This window comes from Thalassoglobus polymorphus (assembly GCF_007744255.1).
Taxonomy (GTDB): Bacteria; Planctomycetota; Planctomycetia; order Planctomycetales; family Planctomycetaceae; genus Thalassoglobus; species Thalassoglobus polymorphus.
In genome coordinates this window covers 3,481,069-3,493,874 of record NZ_CP036267.1, presented here as the reverse complement: position 1 = coordinate 3,493,874, position 12,806 = coordinate 3,481,069, and the positions used below count along the sequence as shown (strand labels likewise).

Below are 12,806 nucleotides of genomic sequence, written 5' to 3'. Positions count from 1 at the left end.
ATGCCTCTTACTCAACCGGCAAGTCACGCCGGTCGAACAACACAACTCCTTACAGCACAACAACTCACAGCACCTTGAAAAGCACGAGCAATACTCCGGAAATCGAAGTCATTCACTAAGGTGATCTTCAACCTCCTTCAGGTTTTGTTCGAACCAGATCATTCGCTGTCAAATCTCCTTACTCCACCTAATACAATTCGTCATTGACGACGCAGCATTTTGTTGCACTTGTAATGAAATGTTGACGGGCAGGACGCCCTGTTTTCATGTTGACTCCCCTCCGACAACCCGGTTCAGTTTCCCTTCGCGGGCTGATCCCCTCAGCCAGTTTCGTTGGCTGTGCAGACATAACCGTTTCTTCGGTTGCATCGCACAGCGACGAATGTACTCCGGGATGTCTCTTCGTTACCCTCCCTGGCCATCAAACCCACGGCCGAAAGTTTATTCCCCAAGCCCTTCAACGCGGGGCCGCGGCAATCCTCACTGATTTCCCACTCGCGGATATTTCCCTTCCTCAATGCATCGTTTCCGACGTTCCAAAAGCCTACGGTCAAATTTGCCACGGACTGTTCGGTGATCCCTCCCGTCATTTGGGAATCGCAGGGGTGACCGGCACAAATGGAAAAACGACGACCACCTGGATTTTGAGGTCCCTTCTCGAATATGCCTCGCGTCCAACTGGACTCATCGGGACGATCGAAAATTGTGATGGCATCCTTTCCGAGCCTTCCGTGCTCACAACCCCCAATGCCATGACAATCGCACAGCTTCTTGCAGCCATGCGAGAGCAAAAAACTCGATATGCAGCCATTGAACTCTCCAGCCACGCATTGGACCAATCGCGTCCCGCTGGTATGGGGGTCGATGTTGCCATCGTCACGAACCTGACTCATGATCACTTGGATTATCACACAAATTTTGAGAATTACGTCGCTGCAAAAGCGAAGATTGTCAACTACCTGAAACCAGGTGGCATTCTTGTCTTGAACGCAGACGACGAGCATTGGGAACGTCTGATTCCAGAGTTGAACCAGCAAGTGGGAACGCTCACTTACGGACAATCGGATGATGCAGATGTCACTTTTGAAATTCTCGAAATGACGCCGCGAGGCTCCCGATTTCGAATCCATTTCGGTGTCGAGCGGATGATGTGTGAGACATCCATGATCGGAGAACACAATATATCGAACTGCGTTGCCGCCGCATGCGGGGCAATTCACCTTGGACTGACAACAGAAGAAATCTGCGAAGGATTCGCAGAATGTGGACCTGTCCCCGGCCGCATGGAAGCGGTCGAGTGCGGACAGGATTACAGAGTCTATGTTGACTATGCTCACACCGACGATGCCATTGCCAATGTCATTCAGTCGGTTCGGGAGATTTCCAAGAATCGTATCATCATCGTCTGCGGTGCCGGTGGGGATCGCGACAGGACAAAGCGTTCCGCAATGGGACGTGCAGCTTCGCTCGCAGATCAAGTGATTCTGACGAACGACAACCCTCGAACTGAATCGCCTGAGCAGATCGTTGATGACATCTTGTGTGGATTTGACGTTTCCGCGAATCCACCGTTGATTGAATTTGATCGGCGAAAAGCAATACAACGTGCCATGGAATTGGCTCATTCTGGAGACACCGTTTTGGTGACCGGAAAAGGTCACGAGAATTTCCAAATCATTGGGGAGCAAAGACTCCCTTTTGACGATGTAAAGTCTTGCCGAGATGCAATTCTGCACACAATTCGTGCTACTGGACAATCAAACTTTCCTGCGAAAGTGGCGGGATAATGAAGTGCTTCAATGAACAACAACTGGACTCGAAATAATGCGTGCGATTAGAGTCGATGAACTCCTCGCCGCAACAGGCGGAGTCCCGCAAGGACTTCCGGAGGACCTTCAGTTGATCTCAAGGATTGAGATTGATTCAAGGAAGATCCAACCAGGTGACCTATTTTGGGCCTTGGACGGCGAGAGACATAACGGACATCATTACCTTGATGAGGCCTTCCGAAACGGTGCAGTTGCTGCTGTTGTGGAAGAAGATCAAGTCGTTTCTGATCGAACTGTTCAAGTTCAAGACTCACTGATGTCGCTGTGGGACTTGGCAGACTGGTATCGAAAGCAATTTGATGCTCTGGTAATCGGAGTCACAGGCAGTGTCGGGAAAACGACAACTCGAAGAATGATCACGAGCGTTCTTTCTGCCCGATTCCAGGGAGTGGAAAGTCCGCGAAACTTTAACAACCACTTTGGAGTTCCTCTCAGCTTACTGCAACTTGAAGATTTCCATGATTTTGGAGTGTTTGAGTTTGGGGCTTCGCAAGTCGGAGATATCGCCGATTTGACGGAAGTCGCAAATCCAGAAGTGGGAGTGATCACTGCGATTGGACCAAGCCACCTCGATGATTTTGGTTCATACGAAAACATTATCACGACAAAAGGGGAACTCATTGAACGGCTTCCGCAAGGAGGCTTTGCAGTTCTCAACGGAGATGATCGCAACGTTCGCCAACTGGCACAGCTGGCGAAATGTCCTGTCATTCTGGTCGGCGAAAGAGAACACAACGACCTGATCGCAAAAAATGTCTCCGTCAGTAACCATCAGATCGAATTTGAGGTTGAGCAGTCCAGGTTTGCAATTCCTGTCACTGGTCGACATCACCTGACCGCTGCTCTGGTTGCTATCGCAATTGGACGTCAAATCGACATGAACGATGCTGAAATTCAGCAGGGCTTTCAATCGTTTCAGGCGACTCCAGGGCGGTGCCTCATTCAAAAGGTCGGTCCTTGGACAATTATTGACGACACTTACAACGCCAATCCGATGTCCAGCTCCGCGGCGTGCCGGACACTTCGGGATTGGGAAACTCACGGAAAGAAGATTCTCCTAATTGGCGACATGCTCGCATTAGGAGAATGGAGCGAAGATTTTCATCACCTCCTTGGTGAAGAAGTGACACGGTCCAAGATTGATCGACTGATCTCGATCGGTTCACAGGCAGCAAACGTCGCAGGAAGCGCACGAAAAAATGGCATGGATGCCGGCTGCCTGGGAACCTGTCTTGATCAAGAAACAGCAATGATGTTGCTCAACTTATGGTTGGAACCGGGTGATGTGATCCTGATTAAAGGATCACGTGGAATGCAAATGGAAACATTCATTCCACGGCTCCAACAACTTGCTGAACAACAGCTTGTACAAGACTCCCCTCACGATTCCATTCAAAGAAAAGTGGCTTAATCAAGCCAAATACTCAGTCCTCATTTTCCTGAATTCAGAACTTGGATCCTGTTGCGCTGCTGTAGAGGTTGCGGGACTTCCACGGCACCGTCCCACTGGCGTCTCGGGGCGGTAAGCACCACAGGCGTAGGGCAGAGTGGTTACCTGGGTCGATCACTCCAATTCGCTGCTTCGCAGCAGGATCCATTTTAATAGCACATCTTTAACAAAACATATTCGAAAACAATCAACGAGATCTGCCTCGAGAAGTTCAGCGTTTTTCCTGAGAGAACCGTTTCTTCAAGGGCATTCAATTCACTTCAAGTACACATCCCAAATTCATAATTGCCCACCTGAATAACAGCCTCCCCGGGAATGAAGTCTCATTCCCAACGCGAATTCCTCCCTCCTTGTCCTGACTCCTCTCTCCTCATGATCCCTTGGCTATTGCAACACCTTGTTCCCTTGGCGGAACAGATGGAACAACATGCGTCTGGCGATTCGCGAGTCTATTTGACTGCTCGAACCGCGTTGGCTGCGATGACTTCGTTCCTGGCTGCGATTGTGATGGGACCCATGGCGATCAAATGGCTGAAAAGTCGTTGTCGTGAACGAATCGATAGTGCGTCAGAAACATTAAACCAGTTACATGCCGCGAAACAGGATACCCCGACAATGGGGGGACTGTTCATTATCGCAGCCATTGTCATCTCAACCTTCATCTGGGGCGATTTGACAAACACATACGTTCAGATTGGTCTGTATGTTGCGATCTCATTTGCTGCCCTGGGGGCGGTGGATGACTGGACAAAGATCGGAAAGAAAACACGCGGACTCAAAGCGAGACAGAAGTTCATCGTGCAACTTGCACTCGCTGCAGTTGCGGTCACCTGGTTGTATTTTGAACAACGAGACAGAACACACGGCCTGGATTTGATTTGGCCGATCGGACAGTACGGAATTTGGTTAGGAGTTGGATTTATCTTCTGGGGAGTCCTGGTACTCGTCGGAACCTCGAACGGTGTCAACCTGACCGATGGACTGGACGGATTGGCAAGTGGTTGTGTGGTGTTCGTGGGAACAGCCTTTGTTGCTCTGACTTACCTCGCCGGTCACATGGTGATGGCAGACTACTTAAGCATTCCTTACATGGCAGGCTCTGGAGAATTGAGCATCGTCATAGGAGCACTTGTCGGAGCGGTCCTTGGATTCCTGTGGTTTAACTGTTACCCCGCACAGGTTTTTATGGGTGACACTGGATCACTTCCTATTGGAGCGTTGCTGGCTTTAGCAGCTCTGGTCACTAGACAAGAGGTCATCCTGGTGATTGCCGGTGGTGTCTTCGTGATTGAAACACTGAGCGTAATTGCCCAAGTCGGGTGGTTCCGCATGACGGGAAACCGGCTGATTGCCTGTAGCCCACTCCATAATCACTTCGTCTTCAAAGGCGAACATGAAATCAAAATTGTGACACGATTCTGGATCGGTTCAGCACTGCTCGCCATCCTCAGTGTCGCCAGCCTGAAGATTCAATAATTCCTCAAATCCTAACTCACACTTCATAGAACCAGTCCGAAAACCTCTGAGAATCGCTGCTTCTCTCAACGTTTGAGAGAGCAAATTCAAGTCTCAGGATCAGTTCTAAAACATTTCCAAAACTTGATTTTTAATTTTGCCTCGTGTCAAACAGTTTTTGCAATCGTGAAAGCAATTATCACAGGCAATAAAGCAGCGGAAATGAACTCATTCACTTCGTTTAATGCAGCGTAGGGAGAGAGGGAACGGAAGTCGATCCGGTTCTCGGATCGGATCGACTTCCAACCTTTTCCTGAGCTGAAAAATATAGCAGCCTGGCTGCACACATTCCTTCCCGGAAACACGCCATGTCTCATCGTTCTGTTAGAGTTGGTCTCGTATTCGCAATCATGCTTGCGATGCTTGCCCCATCATGCAGTTCACTTACTTGGACTGGTACACACGATGGGATTCGATACAGCATCCATCGCGACAAAAGAACACACGCTATCGTCAAAGGTGAAGATGGCTCTCTGATGTACGATTCACCCGAGTTGGTCGTTCATTATGAGGCGGGGCGACTTATTATCAATGGCGAGGAGTGTGGTGTTGTCAGCGAGGGAGACCATGTTGAAGTCACCGGGATCGGAACGGTTTTGGTCAACGGACAACGCCGAGGCGACAAGTTGACCGGTCACGCAGCGATGCAAAAGCGACTTCAAGAGGCGAAATCAATGCAGACACATTCCGAGGCAGAACTCGACTACAAAGCGAATAACGGCTAGAGCAGTTTGCTCTATCTTGTGCCCGTGAAGAACGCGTTTTCCCAGCGAAATTACTGTGTTCGCCACGAGGCAAGTCGCGAACACCAATTCGAAAAATCCATAGCACAACATCAACGGACTTTCCCGAAGTCCGGACTTACGCACAATGAATTTTCAGGCGTTGTAGGGAGAGAGGGACGGGAGTCGATGTGAAGCAATTCGCATCGACTCCCACCTTTTTTAGGATTCAAACGGCTGTTTTCAGCCTCAATGACGCTGAGAAATTGTTTGTAGAACAAGGCAAACGAACAACTCCGGTGAGCTTATTCGCCTCTCCTTTTGAACTTTGAGGTTGCGATTCAGGTTGGCCTGCAGGATCGAGTGTTCCACGGCGGCCAGCTGAGCAATTCGGACGTTGCTTGTCGCTCTCCCCTCTGTGCTAGTACAGTATCTCTTCAGGTCATTCTTGACGTTCGTTTTGAGAAGACTTCCACTCAATTCTTCCGCTTGGGTAGAGAGATGCCAAAGTTTCACGTACAGCGATCAATCTCGATCGATGCTTCCCCAGAGAAAGTCTTCGAAATCATCTCCGACTATTCGACGTGGACCACATGGTCACCCTGGTTGTGTGCTGAACCCGATGCGAAAGTCACCGTTTCTCAAGATCCCGCTTCAGTCGGTTCAACGTATGCCTGGGAAGGAGAGATTACGGGAGCGGGAGAGATGGAACATCTCCGACTCGAACCAAGTCAAATCATCGAAGACGAGATTCGCTTCTCGAAGCCGTTCAAATCGACCTCAAGCGTTTCATTCAATATCGATCGCGTCGATGACAAGACTCGTTTGACATGGCACATGCGTGGAGCGATGCCGTGGTATTTGTTTTGGATGGTTCCCATGACGGAAACATTCATCGGAATGGACTACGAGCGCGGTCTCAAGATGCTGAAAGAGTGGATCGAAACAGGGGAAATCGAGTCGAAGACGAATATTCTTGGAGTCGAATCAATCGGTCCGCTAAGAATGATCGGCGTTCGCAAACAATGCACATTCGAAGATATCGGCTCTTCGATGGAAGCAGCCTTCAAGGAAGTTGCTGAGAAGATGACTCAGCAGAACATGCAGATCGAAGGAGAAGGAATTTCGGTCTACCATCACATGGACGCCAAAGCACGAACGTTTGACTATACCAGTGGATTCCTTATTCCGGACTCAGTTGGTGAGATTCCAGCTGACTTCTCAACCTGGTCAATCCCCAATGTGCAGGCCCTCGCAACAGAGCATGTTGGGCGCTACGATCACCTCGGCAACGCTTGGAGCGCCGCACACCAACATGCTCGCTACAAAAAACTCAAACAGAGCAAAGCAGGTGCGTTTGAGATCTACAAAAACAGTTGTGATTCCACTCCACCTGCTGAGTTGCGCACCGTGATTTATTTGCCGTTGAAATAGTTTACGGAGTCATCACGCACTGTGCTTGTCAATTTTCAACCAAGAGCCTGATGCTGGTCTTCTTACAAACACTTTCCTAAAGGAGACATCGGCCTGGGAAATCTTAACTCGCGCAGTTTGTTGCAGTTACAGTTCGTCCGAATCATCGAATTCACTGAAATCCGAGACATCTTCATCGATTTCGCCGTCAGTCAGTTTGGGAGATTTGCTTCGGCGAAAAACGGCTACGACATCATCAATCGGGACAACGAACAAGACATTGTTTGATTCCAAGTCAACGGGAATAGCGTTCTTGGGGTGAAAAAGTACCTTGTCATACTTCGCGACAGGAAAGTCTTCGTCATTTTGAATTTCGAGACTAATCTCGACAACACGCCCAGTGATCGTTGGAATCTCTGCTTGGTCAGGCAGAACAATCCCGCCCCGAGTCTGGTGTCGGTTTTCATCTTTTCGAATTAAAATCCGCGGTCCGAGCGGTTCAACAAAATCGTCCATATCTACTTCCCCCTATCTAAGAGGCCATAAACAACTGATACGACCTATTGTACGCAGTCCAGCCCTGAAAGACGAACGCCTCTTGTTTTCGGGTTCGGAATCGCCAATCCTGGCAACGGCTCATGAAATCTTTAAGAAGACTTCAAGAGCATGATGTTGGCCTCTTGACCACTTAAATAGGACGCGCGACCCTCCCAGCCTCATTTTCGACGCCGGTTCTCAAGCCGAATCCGGGATCAGTGGGCGTTCAGTTTCCTGGGAAAGGTAGCAATTTTGAGAGGGCTTTCAAGAAACCCTCTCAAAGATTGAGTCGACCAGGAATGAATTTCATGGTAGCAACTTCAGACCAACCAATTCACTTCTGGAGTATCTTTCGAATTGGGGTACAGGACGAGAGCACCAGCTCGAAAAATGCTATCAAGGAAAAGGTGTCTGGTGATTAAGCAGAGATTGGATTGCGTTTTCGTTCGTTCTCTCGGAGCCAGATTTTTCGAAGGCGGAGAGCATCGGGAGTGATTTCCAGATATTCATCTGCTTCGATGTATTCCAAGGCCATTTCCAGAGACATGACTCGCGGTGGTTCAAGAGTGATGTTGTCATCCGAACCGGAAGCACGGACGTTCGTCAGCTTCTTTTCACGGACAGGATTGACGACGAGATCGTTGTCACGTGAGTTTTCGCCGACGATCATGCCTTCGTAAACATCTGTTCCAGGAGCGATGAGTAAGTCTGATCGTTCGCTCAATTTCCAGAGGGCGTAAGCTGTCGCTTTTCCGGTAATCTGGGAGACCAAAACGCCGTTCTTTCGACGTGGGATATCTCCTTCAATCGGAGCGAATTTTTCAAAGCGGTGGTTCATCACAGCTTCGCCACGTGTTGCATTTAACAGGCGCGTTCTCAGGCCGATCAAGCCGCGGGCGGGAATGCTGAACTGAACGTGCGAGTGTGTTCCTGAGCCAGCTTTCATTTCTTTCAGCTGGCCTTTTCGGAGCGAAACGGTCTCAATCACAGTCCCAACATCTACGCTGGGGACTTCAACTTCGAGAATTTCAAACGGTTCATGCCATTTTCCGTCCACTTCTTTTCGGATGACTTCAGGCTTGCCGACTGAAAGTTCGTACCCTTCGCGACGCATCGTTTCAATGAGAATCGAAAGATGCAGAAGTCCCCGTCCAGAGACTTTGAAGGCTTCCTTGGCTCCGGCTTCTTCGACTCGCAATGCGACGTTGGATTGCAACTCCCGTTGAAGGCGGTCCCGCAGGTGGCGGCTGGTCAGGAATTTACCACTTTTGCCTGAAAACGGAGACGAATTGATCGTGAAGACCATGGATAGTGTTGGCTCGTCAACTTCCAGGCGAGGCAATGCGACTGGATTCACAGGGTCGGCGATGGTGTCCCCGATTTCGGTCTCTGCAAGTCCTGTAATCGCGACGATGTCGCCGGCGGAAGCTTTCTCAGATTTGATGCGGCCGAGTCGATCGAACGTCTCAACTCCTTCGATTGTTCCTTTGACGATCGTGTCATCTTTTTTCAGCAGGGCAATTTTCATCCCCGGTCGAACTTCTCCATTCGTGATCCGTCCGACACAAATTCTTCCAACGTATTCCGACCATTGAAGCGATGTCGCAGTCATTTGCAGCGGAGCGTCGACGTTAGCGATTGGCCCCGGGATATGTTCAAGCACGAGGTCCAATAGCGGAAGCATGTTTCCTTCGCGAGCTTCTGGATCATCGGAGGCAAATGCCGAACGACCTGAAGCGAAAATGTAAGGAATGTCCAGCGAATCTTCCGCACCCAGTTCTTCCATCAGGTGGATTGTTTCGAGGAGAACATCTTCCGGGCGGCAGTCAGGACGGTCGATTTTGTTAATGACGATGATCGGTTTCAGGCCGACTTCCATCGCTTTTGTTAAGACGAACCGGGTTTGAGGTCGTGGCCCTTCGAATGCGTCGACGAGAATCAATGCCCCGTCCGCCATTTTGAGAACTCGCTCGACTTCACCACCGAAGTCGGCGTGTCCAGGGGTATCGATGATGTTAATTTTGACATCTTTGTATGGAATCGAGATGTTCTTTGAGAGGATCGTAATGCCTCGTTCCCGTTCGAGGTCGTTCGAATCGAGGATGCAATCTTGCTGAAGTTTTGCATCACGGAATTGCCCACTATGCTTGAGGAGAGCATCGACTAAAGTCGTTTTTCCGTGGTCAACGTGCGCAATGATTGCGATATTTCGAATGTCTTGGCGTCGCATCGGTTAACTCGATTCGCTGCACACAATTCGTGTGCAATTGGAATTCCTGGTGTTTACGTTCGAACCACTCGTCGAACAGGTGAGTCGTAGAGCATGATTCTCATTGGTGATTTGAATTTGAAGGGGACAACCTGTCGGAGAGTCTGCCCAGACATCGCCCGGTCGCGCTCGCTTCATTTCACCTAGATGCGGAATAATAGGGAATTGATGTATGATTAAGGAGATCAAGAAGTGGGAATCTGTCGGGATTTTGCAGACTTCTCATTAAAGAAAGTAAAATCCATCGATCTCAGACTCTTCCCGTGTCAGCATCAGAGGCCTGAAGACTCCCATCTTGTAATTGTTGGTTGATATGACTCCCCTATATTTCTCCATTTTTCTGTCAGCCATCTCTCTGGTCGTTGGAATAAGTCTATTGGTGACAGCATTTTGGGGGGAGACACATGCGTCTCTCAGGTTCTTGAGTATTCACAGGTTGTTGATTGCACGTGTCGCATCAATGGTCTCTTTTGCGTTTCTTTCCGTGGCAGCGGTTGCGGTGCAATTGCAGCGATCAGCCGAGGAAATTTTTCGCAATTTCAGTTTCATTCAGTTCGAAAATGGACAGTCGCTGGTCTTTCTTCACGATCCACTCTCTCTCTTTTGGTTGCTTTTCTCCTCTGGTGTGACAAGTCTTTTCCTGTTTCGAGACCGAAGCTCAAGTAAGCCGGAGGAGTCGGCAGAAGGGCTTTCGTGTTTTCTCGGACTGTTGCTGGTCTCACATTTTTTGTTTTTATCGTGTGACGGACTGACCCAATGGTTGCTGCTGGGGCTGAGTAACTGGTTGTTCGTCGGACTGGTACTGTTGAATTCGAAAACTCGCGATCCGGTTCGGGCACAAATTCTCGTAAGCCTGACTGTTGCGGACCTGTTCTGGATGCTTGGTCTGCTTGGGATCTATTTCATCACTGGCACATTTCAGATCCCATTTCTCACTGAACCCGGAGCCTTTGAGGGGCTGAGTGAATTGGCGACAGCGTTGATGACGACATCGGTCTTGAGCCTGATGGTCGCACTTGTGATTCGGTTGGGAATGTTTCCTCTGATGACGTGGAGCAACGACTGCCTGAAATCTGAATTACGGACGGTGTCGCTGCTGATTTTCCCGGTAAGTCTTGGCGGGTTTCTCCTGTTTCGATGGCAAGCCGTGCTGACGGTTTTCCCTGAGCCTCGCACCTTACTTATCGGTCTCGCTGGGCTTTCGGCGGTGTTACTGCCACTTTCTGGCCTCTTTTTTACTGGGCGAAGTCGGATGATCAGGATGATGAGCGTCCCTGTCTCCTTCGTCGCAATCGGGCTCGCAGCAGAGTCTCAGTTATGGCCTCAAATGGCTGCGCTCTTTGCTGGGACGGTGATTTTGACTGTTACACTGTTGTTGACTGAAGATCAGGCTCCGAGCCCTTTAAGAGTTGGAATGAAATGGGGGATGGTTGTCATTCTTCTTTGTGGAACAACCGGAGTTGAAGCCGTCCTGCAATCACTTCGCGTAATCGGAGAGAATTCAAGCATTCACGTCCCTCCAGTAATGCTTCCGTTGATGGTTCTCTCACTTGGACTGTTCGTGTTTGGAGTGAGGAATGTTCTCGCTCCTCGACCCGAAGAAATGGGGGAGCACTCAAGTGAAGAGAGAACGCTGGTCCTGGCGGTTGGCTGCCTGATGCTTGTTTGTGTTTCGTTCATTCCGTTTTTTATCAGTCCGGAATTTTCCAGCCCGTTCTCTTCATTCCGCTTTCTGGCCCCCATGATCACAGTTCCAGTAGTTGTGAGTGGCATTTTCATTTCCATGAAACTCCACAAGCAAACTCAAAGTGCCACGCCAGAACTTGGTTCGCTGGTTCGGCTTTGTCAAAATGATTACTACCTGGAAACAATTCTTGAGCGAGGAATTGTGATTCCACTTGAAATCGTAGCGAGCCTGATCCATCTGTTTGACAAATTCATGCTACGCGGCCTGATGAGCTTGCTTCCGAGTTGGGGACAACGCGAAGTGAGTGAGACCTCGAAGCTCATTGAAGAAGACAACTCACCTTCACTGCAAGTGGGGTACATGTTGCTCGCGACTGCGGTGCTCGTAGCTGTCGTGTTCATGGGCTCGTAGAGCATTTTTAATTTTAATGCAATTCGTGCCGTCGATGATCGATTTCATGATTTCATATTATGGCATTCATAGAATGCTCGCCACGAGAGAACGTTCAGGGCAATCTTCGATTTGTGACAGAGCCGGCCCGCACGTGAATTCTGTGGGGCGTTGACAGGTGGGAGATTCAGCAAGCTTGGTCGGAATCAAAATCAAGCTCTGCAAGCTCTTTGATCAGTTTGGCTTCAGAGAGATCAAAGTGCAGCGGCGTGACGGTCACGTATCCGTTGAGGAGTTCATTGACATCGGTTTCTGCTTCCAGCTGATGATTTCGAATCGGTTCCAGCCCGCTCCAGTAGTAGGATCTCCCGCGTGGATCAGTCCGCTTTTCAATCTTTTCGGATTGCCTTTGAACTGCCATCGGGACAATTTTGGTCCCTTGCGGTTTCTGCTTCGATGAGTCGGGCAGATTGATGTTCCAGAGCTTGCCCGGTGGTTGAGAAGTGTCGAGAAGTTTTCTGATGATCGGGACAACTTGTTGTGCTGCCTGCTGGTAGTCTGGAGATGTGCCTTGTGAAAGGGATACTGCCATAGAGGTTTTGCCAAAGAAGGCCCCTTCAATGGCTGCTGCGACTGTGCCTGAATACAGAACATTGATGCCCACGTTGGCTCCGGCGTTGATTCCACTGACGATCAAATCAGGTTCGCCCTGGCATAGTTCCAAAACTCCCATTTTCACGCAGTCAACCGGGCTCCCATCGACAGCCCAGCCAAACTGTTTGTCGTGATCCATGATCTCATGAACCATAATTGGATGAAGATAGGTCACACCCATTCCGACTCCGCTTTGCTCTGTCAGAGGGGCAACAACATGGACCTCGCCCAGTTCCTGCAATGCATCCCGAAGTGCTCGAAGACCGGGAGCGTAGATGCCGTCATCGTTGGTGAGCAGAATTTTCATGAGTTGTCAAAGTCAATCGGCAAATAGAAAGAG

9 protein-coding genes are annotated in these 12,806 nt (G+C 49.6%); 6 read left to right on the top strand and 3 right to left on the bottom strand.

All coding sequences use genetic code 11. The features are described from left to right. Positions 1–266 precede the first annotated feature (266 nt). The 5 genes from Mal48_RS12550 to Mal48_RS12530 all read left to right on the top strand — a co-directional run bounded on the left by Mal48_RS12550 (position 267) and on the right by Mal48_RS12530 (position 6,950). Positions 267–1,787 (top strand): UDP-N-acetylmuramoyl-L-alanyl-D-glutamate--2,6-diaminopimelate ligase, encoded by a 1,521-nt coding sequence (locus Mal48_RS12550; protein WP_145199788.1) that lies wholly within the window; start codon positions 267–269, stop codon positions 1,785–1,787. A gap of 37 nt (positions 1,788–1,824) precedes the next feature. After that, positions 1,825–3,240, top strand: a complete 1,416-nt coding sequence (locus Mal48_RS12545; protein ID WP_145199784.1) for a UDP-N-acetylmuramoyl-tripeptide--D-alanyl-D-alanine ligase — start codon at positions 1,825–1,827, stop codon at positions 3,238–3,240. 354 nt (positions 3,241–3,594) lie between these two features. Then, positions 3,595–4,755, top strand: a complete 1,161-nt coding sequence (gene mraY / locus Mal48_RS12540; RefSeq protein ID WP_231739521.1) for a phospho-N-acetylmuramoyl-pentapeptide-transferase — start codon at positions 3,595–3,597, stop codon at positions 4,753–4,755. Positions 4,756–5,102: 347 nt separating this feature from the next. Beyond that, positions 5,103–5,519 carry a hypothetical protein gene (locus Mal48_RS12535; protein WP_145199782.1) on the top strand — a complete coding sequence of 139 codons (417 nt, stop codon included), beginning with the start codon at positions 5,103–5,105 and terminating at the stop codon, positions 5,517–5,519. A gap of 498 nt (positions 5,520–6,017) precedes the next feature. Next, positions 6,018–6,950: an SRPBCC family protein gene (locus Mal48_RS12530; RefSeq protein ID WP_145199779.1), complete on the top strand. Its 933-nt coding sequence runs from the start codon at positions 6,018–6,020 to the stop codon at positions 6,948–6,950. Between the two features lie 126 nt (positions 6,951–7,076). Here the strand turns inward: Mal48_RS12530 and Mal48_RS12525 are convergent, their stop codons facing one another. Together Mal48_RS12525 and typA are read right to left on the bottom strand one after the other, a co-directional pair. Beyond that, positions 7,077–7,445, bottom strand: coding sequence for a co-chaperone GroES (locus Mal48_RS12525; RefSeq protein ID WP_145199775.1), 369 nt, complete (start codon positions 7,443–7,445; stop codon positions 7,077–7,079). Between the two features lie 439 nt (positions 7,446–7,884). Next, the gene (typA, locus tag Mal48_RS12520; protein WP_145199772.1) at positions 7,885–9,696 is read right to left on the bottom strand and encodes a translational GTPase TypA; all 1,812 of its coding nucleotides are present in this window, start codon (positions 9,694–9,696) and stop codon (positions 7,885–7,887) included. Positions 9,697–10,171: 475 nt separating this feature from the next. Here typA and Mal48_RS12515 point away from each other — a divergent pair, with 475 nt between their 5' ends. After that, the gene (locus Mal48_RS12515) at positions 10,172–11,833 is read left to right on the top strand and encodes a hypothetical protein (RefSeq protein WP_145199769.1); all 1,662 of its coding nucleotides are present in this window, start codon (positions 10,172–10,174) and stop codon (positions 11,831–11,833) included. Positions 11,834–11,999: 166 nt separating this feature from the next. On the opposite strand, the gene surE is transcribed toward Mal48_RS12515, so the two are convergent. Next, positions 12,000–12,773, bottom strand: coding sequence for a 5'/3'-nucleotidase SurE (surE, locus tag Mal48_RS12510; protein WP_145199766.1), 774 nt, complete (start codon positions 12,771–12,773; stop codon positions 12,000–12,002). Positions 12,774–12,806 lie beyond the last annotated feature (33 nt).